Source organism: Stieleria varia (assembly GCF_038443385.1).
In the GTDB taxonomy this organism is placed as follows: Bacteria; Planctomycetota; Planctomycetia; order Pirellulales; family Pirellulaceae; genus Stieleria; species Stieleria varia.
This window is the reverse complement of sequence record NZ_CP151726.1, coordinates 661753-679153: the sequence shown is the minus strand read 5'-3', so window position 1 is coordinate 679153 and position 17401 is coordinate 661753. Positions and strand designations below refer to the sequence as shown.

The 17401-nt window shown below is 58.0% G+C and carries 15 protein-coding genes and 1 tRNA gene; 8 read left to right on the top strand and 8 right to left on the bottom strand.

Translation table 11 applies throughout. From position 1 onward, the window contains the following. Positions 1-44: 44 nt before the first annotated feature. The 7 genes from Pla52nx_RS02480 to Pla52nx_RS02450 all read right to left on the bottom strand — a co-directional run bounded on the left by Pla52nx_RS02480 (position 45) and on the right by Pla52nx_RS02450 (position 6360). A complete protein-coding gene (locus tag Pla52nx_RS02480) occupies positions 45-920 on the bottom strand; it encodes a biopolymer transporter ExbD (protein WP_146518117.1) in 876 nt (291 codons plus the stop codon). Positions 921-923: 3 nt separating this feature from the next. Continuing rightward, a complete protein-coding gene (locus Pla52nx_RS02475) occupies positions 924-1466 on the bottom strand; it encodes an ExbD/TolR family protein (RefSeq protein ID WP_197454227.1) in 543 nt (180 codons plus the stop codon). Positions 1467-1468: 2 nt separating this feature from the next. After that, on the bottom strand, positions 1469-1957 hold the full coding sequence (locus tag Pla52nx_RS02470) for an ExbD/TolR family protein (RefSeq protein ID WP_146518115.1): 489 nt from the start codon (positions 1955-1957) through the stop codon (positions 1469-1471). Positions 1958-1960: 3 nt separating this feature from the next. Beyond that, positions 1961-2614, bottom strand: a complete 654-nt coding sequence (locus Pla52nx_RS02465) for a MotA/TolQ/ExbB proton channel family protein (RefSeq protein ID WP_146518114.1) — start codon at positions 2612-2614, stop codon at positions 1961-1963. Between the two features lie 79 nt (positions 2615-2693). After that, positions 2694-3617: a hypothetical protein gene (locus Pla52nx_RS02460; protein ID WP_146518113.1), complete on the bottom strand. Its 924-nt coding sequence runs from the start codon at positions 3615-3617 to the stop codon at positions 2694-2696. 67 nt (positions 3618-3684) lie between these two features. Then, entirely contained in the window at positions 3685-4626 is a 942-nt protein-coding gene (locus tag Pla52nx_RS02455; RefSeq protein WP_146518112.1) for an ABC transporter ATP-binding protein, read from the bottom strand. A gap of 69 nt (positions 4627-4695) precedes the next feature. Beyond that, complete coding sequence (locus tag Pla52nx_RS02450; RefSeq protein ID WP_231741660.1) at positions 4696-6360, bottom strand: hypothetical protein; 1665 nt, start codon at positions 6358-6360, stop codon at positions 4696-4698. Between the two features lie 200 nt (positions 6361-6560). Here Pla52nx_RS02450 and Pla52nx_RS02445 point away from each other — a divergent pair. The 3 genes from Pla52nx_RS02445 (at position 6561) to Pla52nx_RS02435 (ending at position 10006) form a co-directional block, all read left to right on the top strand. Then, positions 6561-6633, top strand: a tRNA-Phe gene (locus tag Pla52nx_RS02445). 248 nt (positions 6634-6881) lie between these two features. Continuing rightward, positions 6882-8699, top strand: a complete 1818-nt coding sequence (locus Pla52nx_RS02440; RefSeq protein ID WP_231741658.1) for an alanine/glycine:cation symporter family protein — start codon at positions 6882-6884, stop codon at positions 8697-8699. Beyond that, positions 8696-10006, top strand: a complete 1311-nt coding sequence (locus Pla52nx_RS02435) for an alkaline phosphatase family protein (protein ID WP_146518111.1) — start codon at positions 8696-8698, stop codon at positions 10004-10006. The genes Pla52nx_RS02440 and Pla52nx_RS02435 overlap by 4 nt, the downstream gene beginning before the upstream one ends. An 88-nt stretch (positions 10007-10094) precedes the next feature. Here the strand turns inward: Pla52nx_RS02435 and Pla52nx_RS02430 are convergent, their stop codons facing one another. Next, positions 10095-11027 (bottom strand): alpha/beta fold hydrolase, encoded by a 933-nt coding sequence (locus tag Pla52nx_RS02430; protein ID WP_146518110.1) that lies wholly within the window; start codon positions 11025-11027, stop codon positions 10095-10097. Between the two features lie 77 nt (positions 11028-11104). Here Pla52nx_RS02430 and Pla52nx_RS02425 point away from each other — a divergent pair, with 77 nt between their 5' ends. The 5 genes from Pla52nx_RS02425 to Pla52nx_RS02405 all read left to right on the top strand — a co-directional run bounded on the left by Pla52nx_RS02425 (position 11105) and on the right by Pla52nx_RS02405 (position 17381). Then, positions 11105-11278 (top strand): hypothetical protein, encoded by a 174-nt coding sequence (locus tag Pla52nx_RS02425; RefSeq protein ID WP_197454226.1) that lies wholly within the window; start codon positions 11105-11107, stop codon positions 11276-11278. Further along, positions 11245-11724 (top strand): FxsA family protein, encoded by a 480-nt coding sequence (locus Pla52nx_RS02420; RefSeq protein ID WP_146518109.1) that lies wholly within the window; start codon positions 11245-11247, stop codon positions 11722-11724. The genes Pla52nx_RS02425 and Pla52nx_RS02420 overlap by 34 nt, the downstream gene beginning before the upstream one ends. 146 nt (positions 11725-11870) lie before the next feature. After that, positions 11871-13874 carry an ABC transporter ATP-binding protein gene (locus Pla52nx_RS02415; RefSeq protein ID WP_342190327.1) on the top strand — a complete coding sequence of 668 codons (2004 nt, stop codon included), beginning with the start codon at positions 11871-11873 and terminating at the stop codon, positions 13872-13874. Positions 13875-14127: 253 nt separating this feature from the next. Continuing rightward, positions 14128-16023: a DUF1592 domain-containing protein gene (locus Pla52nx_RS02410; protein ID WP_146518107.1), complete on the top strand. Its 1896-nt coding sequence runs from the start codon at positions 14128-14130 to the stop codon at positions 16021-16023. Between the two features lie 8 nt (positions 16024-16031). Then, positions 16032-17381 carry a DUF1552 domain-containing protein gene (locus tag Pla52nx_RS02405; protein ID WP_146518106.1) on the top strand — a complete coding sequence of 450 codons (1350 nt, stop codon included), beginning with the start codon at positions 16032-16034 and terminating at the stop codon, positions 17379-17381. Positions 17382-17401: the final 20 nt, after the last annotated feature.

The window sequence follows — 17401 nt, the reverse complement described above, 5'->3', positions numbered from 1 at the left end:
GTGAAAAAACAGAGGCAGAATTGAGCAGCACAGAGACGGCCGGCTCAATCCAGTTCCTCGACTTGCGTGACTTGAGTCTCGGTGTAACCGGCGATCGTGCCCGCATCCATCGCGTCGACAAGGAAGCGTAGTTTGCAGTCTTCCTGGATTTTGATAACCAGTCGCATGGCGTCGGCCCCGGTCAACGCTTCTCTTAGCAACGTCAACAGGTTTTGCTTGCCGGCGGCCTCTCGTTCCCAATCAGGACCGATCACGAGAAAGGCTCCGAACTCATCCACCTGAACTTCGACCGAATCGAGCTTCTCCTCTTCTTCCTCGACCACCGTGGTACTGGGGGCGTCGGTCTGCTGACGGGGCATCTCGATTGATTTTTGCAAGCTGAACGAGGCGGTCACCATGAAGAAAATCAAGAGCAGGAAAGTCACGTCGACCATCGGCGTCATGTCAAGTTCGCCATCGTCCCGCTGCTTGCGAGGTGGCAACGAGTCATCTTCCTCGTCCAATAGGCTGGGTGGGATCGGGTCATCACCAAGGTGGTGTTCTGCGTGTGCATGAGATCCGGCGGGAGCTGCCGTAGCGGCAACCGCGGTCGCCGCAGCAGCGGTCGGGAGCGCCGGAGGAGACGCAGTGTTGGCTCTGGAGCTGCTCGGTCCGGTGGGCAAGGCTGGTGGGGTCATCGCAACGGGCGTCGCAACGACTGGCTGCGCCGAGTCGTCATCCCAAGGCTGGATCTCGATCACCTCTGCGTCATCCGCATCGCCGACCACCTCGATCGGCTCAACGGCCATCGGGGTGATGACATCGAGTTCCGGGACGTGGACTGCGGTATCGCATTGGGGACAGCGCACACGTCGGCCCGCCAAAGCGTCGTTGACGCTGTGGGTGGAACCACACTGCGGGCAAGTGACCGAAACAGACATGCGTTAAAAATCAGCCGAGGTTGAAGGGTTATTGAAGTTGGAATCGCTTGCTGCGTTGACCATCCGGACTCGTTCGAACCCCGCGATCGTGCCGGCATCCACGGCATCGACTAACCACCGTAATTTGGCCGCCGGATCCACGGCGACATCCAATTGCGACACGGCGGGGATCGCTGCGGTTGCCCCGCGCAGTTCGGAGATCAGGTTTTGTTTGCCAACGATGTCACGTTCGCCGTCGGACGACTGCAAATGAAAACCGCCAAACTCGTCGACGGTCAACAGCATCGATTGCGGAGGCTCGGGTGGGGTTAGCACCACGTTAGGACTTGGCAGATTTGTTTCAGGGTTCTCGATCGCGATCGCCCGCTGCAGCGAAAAGGCAGCGGTGACCATAAAGAAAATCAGCAGCAGAAAGGTGACGTCCACCATCGGTGTCATGTCACACTGAGTTGACTTCTCCCGGGCTGAATTTCCTTTGGCTGAGTTTCTTTTGGCTGGGCGTCCCTTGGTTGTCGCAACGCGACTGCCGAATCGAGGTACCTGCATCGTCATTGCTCCTTCACCGCGATGTAGGTCGAATTCAAATCCGGAAAGGCATCACCAATGATTTTCTGAACACGGGTGACTTCTGCCACCTTGATGTTCTCATCACCCATGATCATCACTTGGTTTTTGTTCTTACCCGTGGACTTCTCCATCTCCTTTTCGATGTACTCGATGATCTCGGCCGCTTGGGTGTCCTCGTCGGGGCTGAATTCGGAACCGTCGTAGCGTGACAATGCAACTTTGTCGCCGGCGGTCGGGTTGATGAAGATCACCGCGGAGTCCTTGGCGCTAATCGCCTCCCCGTTGTCGGCTTCCGGGATCTTTCCAGTTTGCGAAGGATCCATTTTGGAACAGACGACGAAGAAGATCAGCAGCAGGAAGGTGATGTCGATCATCGGTGTGATGTCCATCTCTTCGCTGTCGCGATTTTTCTTTTCGATTTTGAAGTCGTCTTGTTCATCATCGATCATGTCGGCAAGATCTTGGCTCATCGATTATGCTCCACCGGTTCTGGCGAGACCCGTCTTGAAGGCTTCGAAGAATCGCCCCAGACCGGAACCGACGAGGTCCTCCATCTTGGCGATCTTGATGTTGATGTTGGCCACGATGATCATCAGCGGGATGGCGATCGCCAGTCCGCTGGCTGTCGTGATCAACGCCACGTTGATGTCACCGGCCAACGCGGAGGGTTCCACGGTCTCGGCGGTGGCCAACGTCTGGAACGCACCCATCATCCCGAACACTGTTCCGAACAGCCCGATCATGGGAGCGCTCTTGATCACCGTGCTGACCCAACTGAGGCGATATTCCAAGTCGCTCATGACGTCCCGTTGGAATCGGTCCAGCATGAATTGGCGGGCCCGCTTGTACCCCAGTTCACGGTTGTTGACGGCTAGGGTGATCATCTGCGGGATCGCCCGCGTGTCGCCTTCGCAATACTCGGTCACGCCTTCAAAATCGCCGGCGTTGAGCATCTGTTCGACGTCATCCATGAACGCCACCTGTTGATCCTCGTTCTTGAATCGCTTGGAGTTCACTCGCGTCCACACGACGACGATGCAGTACAGCCCCCAGAGAGCGACGGCAGCCAACGCGCCATAAGTCGCATTGGAAATGATGTCGTAGAGCGACAGTTCAGCAAATACCATCTAAGTTCCAGTCCTTCACTAATCAGTTGGGGGTAAAGTGAGTTGAGTTGATGTCAGGTTGATTTCAGTACGACCAAGGTTACTTGTGCGTTCGATTTGATTTTCGGTAGCGTTGTGAGACCACGGCAAAGGGAGCACCACCTCGGGTTTCAAAAACGGTTTTGGCGATTTCAGTCACCGAGTCCACACCGTTTTCTTGTGCGTGTTGCAGTTCCAACATGGCGAGCTGGTTTTCCAGTTCACTTGGCAGGAACTTCACCACGTTGCGCCCTGCTGTTTCTATCCCCGCCTGCCTGAGCAGCTCCGATTCGAATGCTGCCAGCGGGGTGGGCATGGTCCAGGAAAAGTACAGACGCTGCTCCTGCGTCGGATCACTCTCGTGTCGCGACTGAGGCTGTGACGCCAGCCGTCCAGCATAATCGAGTCCGCTGACACCGCCGCCGAAGACCCCCAGTTCGATCCGATGCGCATCGAGCTGGCCCGCATAATCGGCCCGACTGTTCGCGTTGAACAACAGCACCCAGCGTTCGTGACGGGGAACAATGTCGTCGCCGTCCAGTCCGTCACCAGGTGGTCCATCCGTTGTCGAACCAGGATGACCACTTCTTTGCCCCAGCGGCTCTCCCACACCTTCGCCCATTGTAGCAGCAATTCGCAAAACGGCGGGCTCCAGTTGAGCCATCAGTTCGGTGCCATCGGGTGTCAGCAGAGCCGCGACTTCGGACTCGCTGGGTTGTTCAAAATCGTTGCTCGTGAGCGAACCCACCGCACTGGTCCACTGGGCACGTGCCGGCGGGATGCTTCGCTGCGGCTGCACCGCGGTGTTCAACCACCACAGCAACAGCAAGACCGCCACCAGGGTTCCGACCAGCCAGATGATCGCCATCAACAACGACGTGACTGCATCGTAGAGGCTGACGCCCATCGTCTTGGTGACGGACGCGACCGAATGGGCCGCGGTGGGGCGGCTGGATCGGTGATCGGATGGTAAAGCGGCGATCATGGAGGAAATCAGATGAGCAGAAAAGGAGGAGGCTGGCAGTGGCAACGCGACTTCGTCGTCCGTCGCATCACTTGCCCTTTCGGTAACGTTGGCTGACCACTTCGAACACGTAGCCGTCCCCGCCTGCTTTACACTCAAAAACCGTCTTGGCGATTTGAGTGACCGACTGATAGCTCTTGCTCTTGGCGTATTCCAATTCCGCGTGAGCCAAGACGTTTTCCAATTCGGCATCGATGAAGCGAACGATGTTGCGTCCCTGTAACTGCACGCCCGCTTGCCCCAGCAGTTGCCTGTCGTACTGAATCAACGGAGTCTGCGTCTTCCACGAAAAGTAAATCCGTTCTTCGCTGGGAGGATTCGTGTTCGTTTTCTTCGTCGGATTGGTCGACAAATTCGAAGCCGTATCGATCGTGTTTTGACCGCCGCCGAACGCGCCCAGCTCGATACGGTGGAAATCCAATTGTTTGGCGTACTCGTTGGGATTCTTTGCCGTGAATTGCAACTCCCAACGTTCCCAACGTGGAATGATGTCGTCGCCTTCGCCCTCCGGACCAGGCGGTCGACTGTCACCGGCTCCGGTTCCAGAAGTCGACGCGGTGGCGTTGGTGTCGGTCGTGGTCAGCGACGCCGCGACGGAGCTGACCGCGTCGGTGACGGCTTCGATCGTGTCGGCCAACGTCGGCTCGGTCAGTTCCTCGACTTCTTCTGCACCTGGCGGTTCAAAGTCTCGCTCAAATCCTTCGGGATTCTCTCCTCGACCGGCGGGGTTTTCGATCAGCGGCGCCAACGGCCGGGGCTTGGGCTTTCCGCTGAGCAACCAAATGATGAACATCATCAGCACGAAAGCACCGATGAACAGAATCAACGACAGAAACAGCGAGGTGACGATGTCAAACTTGCTGATCCGTAACTGCTCTCGTTCCAACTGACGCTTGAGCGCAGCTTCATCGATGGATTCCGCTCGTGACTGAGCCGCAGATTCGTTCTCGGGCGTGACAACAGATGCCATGGGGGATGATTAGTTTCTGGCGAGTGGAGTGTGGAATTCTTTTCGCACCATTTGAGCGACCAGTCTGGGCTACAAATCCGCATCCAGGAAGACGTAGCCGGGATTCATGGTTCGGTACCAATCCCGCCATTTCTTTTGCGCCGCCCGCAACTGCGGTTCGGTCGGTTTGTCGGGCATGCCGTAGCCCTCGAATTTGCGACTGATGAATCGTAATCCGTCGCGGGCGAACTGGCGAACCTTTAGGTCAGGATCACTGAGAGCAAAGATGAGGGCGGGGACGACGCGGAGTTCGTCACTGGTTCCGAGTAATCGGGCGGCGACCCGGCGGGCTTGCCATTTATCGCTGCCGCGAACCAGACGTTCTAGACGATCCAGTTGAGCGGCGCGGGCGACCGGGTCCGTTGGCAATTTTGCGTTCTCCGCCATTGCCATGCTGTCGAACTTGTCCGAGCCGTCCTTGTCCAGCATGTCCAACAAGTCGTTGACGGCTTGTGCTGGGACCTTCTGGACGACTTGGCCGTTAACCAGCTTTACATTCTTCATGTCTGTGCCAAAACCACCTTTACCACCAGACGCGCCACCGCCAGCGGCGGTGAAGATTGCTTTCTGCGTGCTGCGGATTAGAAACAGGATGGCAAATGCCGTGCTGACCGGTCCGGTGGTCTTGGATCGATCGGTCCAACCGCCGGTCGCCGGGTCCTGGTACTTACGCAACTCATCGACGCCCTTGTTGTACCAAGCAGGACTCTGGTCCTTTTCTTTGCCCAAGGCGATTTCGACAAAGCTTTCGTAGCGTTCCATCGTATAGATCTGATAGTAGTACCAATCCAGTCCGGTACGCTGGTACTTTTGGCCTTGCCGCCACTGTTCCATGAAGCCGATCGAACGCATGATCGGTTCTTTGGTCAAGTTGGTTTTCTTGCGACGATCCTTGTTCGCGTCTTCGATGAACAGCTTCACCGCCTCGGGCAAGCCGACGATCCCGGGGTCTTCGTCATTGGTCGTGTCGCCCCAAATCCGCAACGCGTCACCGGCGATCAGCAGGCTGCTGCCTCCGGCCAGTGCCATCGACATGTCGGTTCGCTCTTGTCGGAGCAGTTGACCGCTACCGGGATCCTTGCCCATGTACGGCCATGGACCTGATGAGTCTTGGACCCGCATCAACCACTTGGCCGTTTCGGCAACCCGGTCATATTTCAGGGGAAATCCGTAGCGGTCCAGGGTCCAAATCGCCAGGATTCCGTACTGGGTTTGCGAAACGTCACCGAGCTGCTCACCGTGGTACGTCCAGGGTCCATTGGCAAGCTGCACTTCGTCAAAGTAGTGCTGCAGGGCCGTCAATTGAGGGCGATACTTATCCACGCTGATCGACGCGAGCAACAGTGTCGCCACAGCGGCTTCGTAATTCAACTTGTGGCGATCGGCATGGCTGCTCGCCGCATCGATGATCTTCATGGCTGCCGCGATGCCTTGTACCACGACCGGGTTGGTCTCGTCATGCTCCACCTTGAAGTGGGCGTACGCGACGACCGTTTGCTCGCCCAGGTCGGTGACCTTGCCTGTACTGGCCTCAAGGTATTTGATGCCCTCGGTCACCATCTTTTTTACGACCGGATCCTCAGGCGTGTACGCCTGGGCGTTCGAAGAAACACAGCACGGTAACAACAAAGCCAAGCCCAGCCACATCAGCGGCAAGGCCAAGCTCGTTCGGTTGGGTTGTCGAGTCCTACACATCGTGGGTTCCGTCGTCGTTTCCAAAGGCCAAATCATCATCATTCCCCCCCTCGCCCGGCGATTCAATCGTAAAACGTTGTCCGAAGTATGCGAACCGATTGACGAGTCCCAGCATCATACCCTACTATCGCCCCAAATCGAATTGAGCATTCGAGTTGGTTTGGCCTGAAGCCGTGAAAAGCTCGCCAGTCAACGAAACCGGTCAGGTAGCTCAGTTGGTAGAGCACGGCCCTGAAAAGGCCGGTGTCGCCGGTTCGAGCCCGGCCCTGACCACTTTTCTCCTCTGAAAGTCTCGCCGATCGGGAAGGTTTCCCCATCTATCGGTGCAGCACGGGATCATTCTTCGTGCCTCTTTTATTGACGATCAGACGCCGGGTCGCAGAACGAAGAAAACGTTGAGGAACGAAAAAAACGTGATTTTCGACACTTCTCGCCGATTTTACGTAACACCGTTCCAGCCCGACCGCTGAGCCCCTTAAACTCCTCGCTTGCTGGTTCGTTCCCATTCATTCAGACACGCCATGAAACGCACCCACGCCCCCCTGTTGGCCTTTCATGCTGGCCCGACGCGGAAGTTTTCCCTGGCCATGCTGACGCTGTGCCTCGTTCTGACCTCGGTCAGCGTCGGTTCCAACGCACTGCTGGCGTCACCGCAAGCTGAGCCGGTTGCCACCGATTCGGCGAACCAGCCCGACGAGAATGCCCCCCAACCGCAGTCCGGCGAAGCAGAAAATCTGCCGGAGGAGCCCTCTAGCGAGCCGCCCGCTGACTCAACACCCGAACCCGAACCCACCGCGTTCGATCGCGTCGACGGCTGGTTCGGCAAATATCTGGTCGCGCCGGTGGCGAAAGTCATTTTCTACGATTTCGGCAGCGGTCCCAAAACGGAAACGCAAACCGATGCCGACGGCAACGAGTCAAAAGTCGTGCATCCGGGCTGGTTGAGAACCGACGGGGCACCCGATGGGGTTTCCATTCCTTTCGTCGTGCTCTGGCTGTTGGCCGGAGCAATGTTTCTGACCCTGAGAATGCGTTTCATCAATTTTCGCGGGTTCTGGCACGCGATCCAGTTGACGCGGGGCAAGTACGACACGCCGGGCGAGCCGGGCGAGGTCTCGCATTTCCAGGCGCTCGCGGCGGCGCTATCGGCTACCGTCGGGCTGGGCAACATCGCGGGCGTCGCCATCGCGATCGGAACCGGCGGCCCAGGCGCAACGGTCTGGATCATTCTGATCGGACTGTTGGGGATGACGGCCAAGTTCAGCGAGTGCACCCTGGGACAACTTTATCGGTCCAACGACGATTCCGGACACGTGATCGGCGGACCGATGCGATACCTCAAATACGGCTTGGCGGAAATCGGCATGGGCGGTCTGGGCCGCGTCTTGGCGGTCGTGTTCGCCGTGTTGTGCATCGGTGCCAGTTTCGGCGGCGGCAATGCATTCCAAGTCGGCCAGTCGCTCGATGCGATTCGAGGCACCGATCCCGATGGATTCCTGAACACGTATCCTTGGGTTTACGGTTTGATCATGGTCGTCGCGGTCGGCGTTGTGATCATCGGCGGGATCAAGAGCATTGGTGCGGTGGCCGGACGGGTGGTGCCCTTCATGTGCGCCGCCTATGTACTGGCCGCCTTGTTCATCTTGGTGGTTAATCTCGACAAGATCCCCGCCGCCATCGCCACCATCTTCGACCAGGCCTTCACACCGGACGCCGCCTACGGTTCATTTTTGGGCGTCATGGTCATCGGCATCAAACGCGCCGTGTTCAGCAACGAAGCCGGTGTGGGATCGGCGGCGATCGCGCACTCGGCCGCAAAGACCGACGAGCCGGTCAGCGAAGGCATCGTGGCGCTGCTGGAGCCCTTTATCGACACCGTGGTGGTTTGCACGATCACGGCGCTCGTGATCGTGGTCACTGGTGTGTACGCCGATCCGGCGATGGCATCCGAGATCGCGGGCAATCAAGGTGCATCGCTGACCTTGCAAGCGTTTGTTGTCGGCGGTTACGACTGGTTCCGATACATCTTGTATGTCGCTGTGGTGCTCTTCGCCTACAGCACGTGCATCAGTTGGTCCTACTACGGCGAACGTTGTTGGGCTCAGCTCTTCGGTGCACGCACATCGCTTGTCTACAAAGGCTTGTTCCTGGTGTTCACCTTGCTCGGTTCGATCATCACTCGCGGCAACATCCTCGATTTCAGTGACCTGATGATTCTCGGCATGTCGTTCCCCAACTTGCTGGGCGTGTTCTTGCTCAGCGGCGTGGTGAAGCGAAAACTGGATGAGTACTGGGGCAAGTACCAGCGTGGCGAGTTGGCGATGGCGGAGGACGCGTGAGTCAGTCACCGGTCTGTGTCATCAACGTCGTCGGGCTGACACCCGCCTTGTTGCCGCACGCTCCGTGCATCGGACGATGGATGCAACGTGGGCATCAAGCCCAAGCCTGGAAGAGCCCCTTGCCGGCCGTGACGTGCACCTCGCAAGCCACAATGTTGACCGGTTTGGACCCTCGCGACCACGGCATCGTGGGCAACGGCTGGTACTTTCGTGACACCCAAGAGATTCGCTTTTGGCAACAAGCCAACTCGCTGGTCCAATCGGACAAGCTGTACGACGCATACGAGACCGCCAAGATGTTTTGGTGGTTCAATCAATCGTCTTCCGCTGGATACACCGCGACACCCAAACCGCACTACGGTTGCGATGGCAACAAGGTGTTCGACATCTTGGATCACACCGGATGTGATCTGACAAAGCGGCTCGGCCCATTTCCCTTCTTCACGTTCTGGGGTCCCGGCGCGGGACTGCCCTGTTCGCGTTGGATCGCCGACGCCACCGCGATCGTGTTGAGAGAAAAACGTCCCACGTTGACGTTGGCCTACCTGCCGCATCTGGACTACGACTTTCAACGTTTGCCCGAACACGCCCCAGCCAGAGTTGCCGAAGTCGACGCGTGTGTAGGATCGATCGTTGATGCCGCCGAAGCGGTGGACACACAAGTGGTGATCGTTTCCGAATACGGATTGGTTCCCGTCAGCCGCCCCGTTCACATCAATCGCGTGCTGCGTCAAGCCGGGTGGCTGGGCGTGCGAGGCGGACCGTTCGGCGAAATCCTGATGCCCGGAGAATCATCGGCATTCGCGGTTGCCGATCATCAACTCGCTCACGTCTACGTCAACGACCCCGCGTTGATTCCCAGTGTTCGAAAGTGTCTGGCAGAAACGCCTGGCATTGCGGCCGTGGTCGATCCCGCCGAAGTCCACTTGGACCATCCGCGAAGCGGTGAGTTGATCGCCTTGGCCGAGCCCGATGCGTGGTTCACGTACTACTACTGGATCGACGACGACGTTGCCCCCGACTTTGCCCGCACCGTCGACATCCACCGCAAACCGGGTTACGACCCGTGCGAATTGTTCATGACCAGCAAGCCGAGAATGATCGCCCGGTTGACGCAAAAGAAACTCGGTTTCCGTTACAAGATGGACGTGATCCCCTTGGACGCCACGTTGGTCCGAGGAAGTCATGGCGTGCACCCCTCCGACCCCAACGACGGACCCTTGATCATCGGCCCTGCGACCGACCATCCATTGCCGACCGACATGAAGGGATTCCGCAGTTACATCGGATCGCTGATCGGTCAATGATTGGCGTAATGGATTTCGCCAGAGATTCTGTGTGAGGGGAATTCTGGAGAATCCCATTACCAACGCGTCATCGTTTACTTCGTTGGCACTAAGCCGCCACGGTCACGCGGGAAAGCTGTAATTGAGAGTTCTCACTTTTGACCAAGCCACGTAGCCAAAGGCACAGTTCCTCAATCACCTGATCGGCTTGTGTGTCATGCAACAAGTCGTGACGTTGATCGGGCCAACATTGCACCGTCACACCACTGCCGATGCGCATCGCCGCGTGTCGGCACGCAGCCTTGTCGATCAATTGATCGTCATCGCCATAACAGATCAACGTCGGTACGTTGACTTGGTTTGCATTGTCGAGCGCGAAACGACCTTGCGCCAACAGTTGCGTGGCCAACCGCAAGGTGACTTCGCCGTGCATCACTTCATCTTGCTCGATCGTCACCGCGTGCCGGGCATCGCTCGTCAAAAGCTCCACCTCGGGACGCCGACGAATCTTCCACCAGGGCAACAAATGCCCCGTCAACCAAGCGGCGAAAACATGAGGCCGCGGCGGCGGATCGGGTGGCAACAACATCGGCGAACAAAGCACGATGCCCTCCAGCGGTGGTGTGTCACGGCGGTCAAGCTGTTCGCAGCGGATCACGTAGTTCATCGCCAAGTTGCCCCCCATGCTGTGCCCCAAGATCACTTGTGCGGCAGCGGGGAAACGCACCGCCATCTGATGACGTGCCGCTGCGACATGCCCGAGCAGATCTCGGTACTTTGCGTCCCCGCGACGTCCCGGCGAGCGGCCGTGCCCCGGCAAATCCATTCCCAAAACCGCCCAGCCGGATTTCACTAAGACGGATGCCATTTGGGCAAATCGGTCGGAGTGATCCCCCAGGCCGTGCAGCAACACCAGCACTCCCGTCGGAGCGGTGTCGGGGGTCCAAAGCGTGCCGCTCAAGGACTGCGATTGGCCCGATTTAAGGTGGATGGTTTGCACGAGGTATCCTTGGTTTTCTCTGCCGTATTTTCGCTGCCCCATTTTCCCTGTCGCATGCGGTTTTCACCGCCGCATCCGCCAAATCGCGGCCGTTGGTGCGCCAATTGCATAGGTAGGCGATGGATGCGATCTCGACACTGTCTATTTGTCAGGTCTGCCGACTGTCCGTCGTCGATTTGGCCGTCGTCGATCTGGCCGTCGTCGATCTGGCCGTCGTCGATCTGGAATCGCAGAAGACCGTTTTTACCGGATTATCGTCATGTTTCTTCGCCTGCTCGCCGCTTTCATCCTGATTCCGCTCGTGGAGCTGTACCTGCTGCTCCAATTGGCGTCACTGACAAACGCGGGAACGACATTCTTGCTGGTCATCGTTACGGGCATTATCGGTACGATGCTCGCCAAACGTGAAGGCGTCATGGCATGGCACAAGTTTCAGCAGGCGCTCGCCGAAGGCCGGGCTCCGAGCAAAGAAATCCAAGACGGCTTGATGATCGTTTTTGCGGCCGCGCTGCTCTTGACCCCCGGACTGCTGACGGATGCCGTCGGTTTTATGCTGCTGTTTCCGCCCGGACGTGCTTTTGTCCGAAAATTCATCCTGGGCAAGTACCTGCAGGGCATGAAAGTCAAATTCACGTCCGTCGACATGCGATCGCGTGATTCCTCCTCCGTCGATCGACCGAGAAAGAATCCTGTAACGATCGATGCCACCTCGGTTCAACATCGAAAACCATCCGCCTGATTCGATAGCAAAGCCGGATCGGTGTCTCGGATTCGATAGCATTGAACTCGACTGGTCGTCACCAGCTCACTTCGCTAAAACGTTGCTCGTGAGCTGCCTCACGTTTCCTCGTCAATGTCTTGCAACTGACCACGGACGGTCCGGCAATGAAAAATTTTGCTCGTGTTCTGAAACTCTCCAGTCGCCGCTACTGGTCGCTGGCCGGGATTCTCGCAACCTCGCTGCTGATCGCAGTGCTGTGGGGTGCGAACATCAGCACGCTCTACCCGATGGTCGAAATCGTCTTCAACGGCGACACCATTCCTCAATACGTTGACGATCAGATCGAGTTGACCAGCCAGCAGCTCACGGATCTGGACGAGCAGATCGAAACAGAGCAACAACGAATTGACCAGAGCACGGCTGGTACGCCCGACGCAGTCAGTCAGGCCCTGCAACTGGATGCGCTGCGTTCGCAAAAACAACTCGCCACCGCATCGCTGGAATCTCTACAGCGACTGCATCCTTGGGTTCACGCCTACTGTCCTGTGACGCCGTACGGAACCTTGATGGGGATCGTTGCGATCTTGGTCGGTGCGACGGCGATAAAGCTCATCGCGTTGACGGCCAACTTGTTGTTGGTTCAGTACATCGCAGAAAAGACGGCCGTGGATCTGCGCACGATCTTCTTTCGCAAGGCGCTGCGGTTGGACTTGGACTCGTTCGGTGACAACGGATCGGCTGACTTGACCGCGCGTTTGACCAACGACATTTCGCTCGCATCGGCCGGTGTCACTGTCTTACTGGGTCGGCTTGTGCGCGAACCGCTGAAGATGGCGGTCTGTGTCATCGGAGCTGCAACGGTCTGTTGGCGATTGTTGTTGCTGGTGACCATCCTGACGCCGATCGTTGCCATCGTGATGCAACATCTCAGCCGCGCGATTCGCCGCGCAAGCCGTCGTGCGATGGAAGAGATGAGCCAGTTGTACGGCATGCTGAACGATTCCTTTGCCGGCATCCGCGTCGTCAAAGCATTCAACACACAGTCATTCGAACGCGCCCGATTTAACCAGGGCACTCAAGCGTATTATCGCAAGAGCATGAAGATGGCGTTTTACAACACGCTGGCTCGTGGCAGCAGTGAGTTCCTGGGAATGGCCACGGTCGGCTTGGCGATTCTCGCCGGCGGATACCTGGTACTCAATCAGCAGACGCACTTGTTGGGCATTCGCATGACGTACGAACCGCTCAGTCGCGGCGAAGTCCTATTGTTCTTTGGCTTTTTGATCGGCGCCTCCGACCCGGCCCGCAAACTGGCGGACGTCTGGAGTGGCTTGCAACGCGGTGCCGCAGCGGCGTGTCGCGTGATGGAGATCATCGATCAACCGATCCGCGTTCAAGAGCCCAAGTCTCCACGCGAAACACCTCGTCCGCACCGCAAGATTCAGTTTCGCGATGTGAACTATCAATACCCCAGCGGTCCCCAAGTCCTGGCCGGATTGAATCTGACCGTTCGGCATGGCGAAACGATCGCGGTCGTCGGCCCCAACGGCAGCGGCAAGAGCACGCTGATCAGTCTGCTGTGTCGATTCGACGATCCGCAGTCTGGCCAAGTCGCAATGGACGACGTGCCGGTATGTGAAATGCGGACCCGCGACATCCGTCGTCGCATCGCCTTGGTCACCCAGCGGACCACTCTATTCGACGATACGATCGAAAACAACATTCGATACGGCAGCCCGGGCGCGGACTCGCACGCGGTGGTGCGAGCCGCCAAACTCGCGTTCGCCGACGACTTCATTCGCCGCAAGACGCCCCTGGGTTACCAAACCGTGCTGGGAACCGGAGGCATGCGGCTCTCCGGCGGCCAAATGCAGAGAATCGCATTGGCCCGAGCATTCTTGCGGGATCCCGATATTTTGATCCTCGACGAAGCCACCAGTCAGATCGATTTGGAAAGCGAGCACTTGATCCACAAGGCGTTGGCAAAATTCCTGATCGATCGCACGGGCGTGATGATCACGCACCGACCGACGAGTTTGATGCTCGCCGACCGCATCGTGGTGATCGAATCGGGCAAGGTCTCCGATTCAGGTACCCACGAGGACTTGATCGAGCGAAATCGGTTCTACCAAAGCCTCTGCGGTGCCGAACACCGCCGCAGCGCCTGATCGACCGCCGGTATCTTACGCCTGCGGCTACGGCCCAAACAGCACCCCCGCCCACCTTCGTTTGACCCGTAGCCGCAGGCGCAGGAGACACGATCAAACGGATTGCACCGCCAATAACCAACCCGGATTAATCGCTTCATTCACCGGTCCCTTAGACGGCATCCGGGGTTAAAACAAAATTGGCCCTTATCGCAGTGACTTGCACTCCATCCGACTGTTTTGGGCGAACTTCCAAACCAGTTATACTGCAGACATGCCCACCTCCCGCCTTTCCCGCCCCCCGCTTGTTGCCTTCTTCGGTCTGCCCACGCTCGTGGTGCTGCTCGGATCAGTAGGCGTATCGTGTGTCAGTGCCGACGACGGGGCCCCGACTCATTTTGCAAAAACGATCGCTCCGTTTTTGACCAAGTACTGCGTCGACTGTCACAGTGAGGGCAGCGCCGAAGGCGGCATTGTCCTGGATCGCTACACCGACTCGGCCAACGTGCAAACGGACTATCAGCAGTGGGAGCGGATCGATCGATTGATCCAAGCCCATCAGATGCCCCCGGCGGATTCAGAACAGCCCTCGGCGCAAGAGATCATGGCGGTGGCAGCCGCGATCGAAGTCGAGTTGTCTTCGTTTGACTGCTCGACGGAAAAGCATCCCGGTCGCGTCACGATTCGGCGACTCAATCGTCCCGAGTACGACAACACCGTACGTGATCTCGTCGGATTGGATCTGCATCTCGCCGACGACTTTCCCTCCGACGACGTCGGCAGCGGGTTCGATAACATCGGTGACGTCCTCACGTTGCCACCAATCTTGATGGAGAAGTACATCGACGCTGCGGCAACCATCGCGGCGGCGATCACCGAAAACGAAGACGCCAAGCGGTTGGTGTTTCCACACGAACCGGCCAGCGACGCAGAGCAAGTGGAAGTCGCGGTGAGGAATGTGCGAGAGTTCGCCGCACGCGCATTTCGTCGGCCACTGACCGATCAGGATCGCGAGCGATTGGACCGGATCATGTCGTCGGCTTGGGAGCAAACGCATGATCCGCAATTGACGATCCAGACGATCCTGACCGCGATCCTTTCCAGCCCCCATTTCCTGTTTCGGGTGGAGCAAGAACCTACGTCCGAGGATCAAGGCATCCGCGCACTCGACGGATATGAACTCGCGTCTCGTCTGTCCTACTTTCTCTGGAGCAGCATGCCCGATGCGAGGCTCTTTGAGTTGGCCGAGTCGGGCAAGTTGATTCAAGCGGATGTGCTTGCCGAAGAAGCCAAACGGATGCTCGCCGATCCCAAGTCGCGGGCGCTCGTGGACAACTTTGCCGGACAATGGTTGCAACTGCGTGAAGTCGACAAGCTGACACCGGACCCGGAAACGTTTCCAGGTTTTGATACCGACCTGCGAACCGCGATGCGTCGGGAAACGGAAGTCTTCTTTGAGACCATGATCCGCGAAGACCGAAGTGTGCTGGAGTTCTTGACCGCTGATTTCACCTATGTCAACGAGCGTTTGGCACAACACTACGGCATCGCAGACGTCAGCGGCGATCAGTTTCAACGCGTCTCGCTCGGACCTGGACGCCGTGGCGTGTTGACTCACGCGAGCATCTTGATGCTGACGTCCAATCCGACGCGAACCTCGCCGGTCAAACGGGGCAAATGGATCTTGGAAAACATGCTTGCCGAACCGCCGCCCCCGGCACCAGCCAACGTGCCGGCGTTAGAGGAAGGCGGCGAGACGCTGGGCTCGCTCAGAGAACAAATGGAACAGCACCGGTCCAACGAAACCTGTGCGGTTTGCCACCGGACGATGGACGCTCTGGGTTTCGGCCTGGAAAACTTTGACGCCATTGGCGGCTGGCGCGACCAGGACGGACGATTCGCGATTGATTCATCGGGAGAATTGCCCGGAGGCAAAAAGTTTGACGGTGCCGTGGGACTGATGCAGATTCTGGCCGAAGACAAGAAGGACGCTTTTTGCCGTTGCCTGACCGAAAAACTGCTAACCTACGCGTTGGGTCGCGGACTCGGTTCCTACGATCGATGCACGGTCAAGTCAGCCGCGACTGCTTTACAAGAAAATGATTACCGATTCAGCGCCTTGGTAACGGCCATCGTTACCAGCGATCCCTTCACCCTGCGGGAACAATAGAGGCAACCATGAGCATTCGACAAAGCCGCTTTTCGCGACGAACGATCTTGCAAGGTCTCGGGGTTTCCCTCGCGTTGCCCTGGATGGAATCGTTGGCACCACGGGTCTCGGCCGCGGAAGCCATCGCCCTGCCGCCCAAACGCATGGCGTTTCTGTTCGTACCCAATGGCGTGCACCTGCCCAATTGGACGCCCTCGCGTCTGGGGTACGGCTATGACTTGCCCGCCACATTGGCGCCTCTGGCGCCCGTTCAAGACGACTTGATGGTGATCAGCGGTTTGACCCACGACAAAGGTCGCGCGAATGGAGACGGACCCGGTGACCACGCACGCAGCGCATCGGTTTTCTTGACTGGTGCCCAGCCACGCAAGACCGATGGCTTGGACATTCGCTCCGGTGTCTCAGTCGATCAAGTCGCCGCACAAAACTCGGCCGGTGCCACCAAGTTCGCTTCGTTGGAACTCGGCTGCGAACCCGGTCGCGGTTCGGGCAATTGCGACAGTGGTTACAGTTGCAGCTACTCCAGCAACGTGTCATGGTCGTCTGAAAGCAGTCCCGTCGGCAAAGAAACCAATCCGCGATCCGTGTTCGAGCGTTTGTTCGGCGATGGTTCGACACCGCAGCGTGACAAGCATGCGATGCAACGGGAGCAGCTTCGCAAGAGCATCTTGGACTACGTCGCTGACGATGCTCGCAGCTTGCATTCCAAACTCGGCAACAACGACCGACGCAAGCTGGATGAGTACCTCAACGGTGTTCGTGAAGTCGAGCAGCGTATCGAGCGCGCCGATGAATTCACGTTCAACGAAGACGTCGACTATCCCATGCCTGCCGGTGTCCCGAAAGACTATGGCGAACACATCCGCCTGATGAGCGACATGATGGTGCTGGCATTCCAGACCGACCGCACTCGGATCGCGACATTCATGCTTGCCGACGCGGGCAGCAATCGCAGCTATCGTCAGATCGATGTGCCCGACGGACACCACGAGCTTTCGCACCATCGCGGCGATGCGGCCAAGCATGAAAAGATCAGCCGCATCAACCGATTCCACATCGAGCAACTGGCTTACTTTTTGCAAAAACTGAAATCGACGCCTGAAGGCAACGGTTCGATGTTGGACCACAGTATGATCTGCTACGGTAGCGGGCTGAGCGACGGTGACCGACACAACAACGAGAACTTGCCCGTGCTGCTTGCCGGCGGCGGTGGTGGAACGATCGACAGCGGGCGGCATGTCCGCGTGCGTCCCGAGACGCCGATGTGCAACCTGTTTCTTTCGATGTTGGATCGATTCGGTACGCCCGTCGATTTCATCGGAGACAGCACCGGACGGCTTTCGGAGCTACGGGTCTGATGAGCCGTCATCGACTAGAA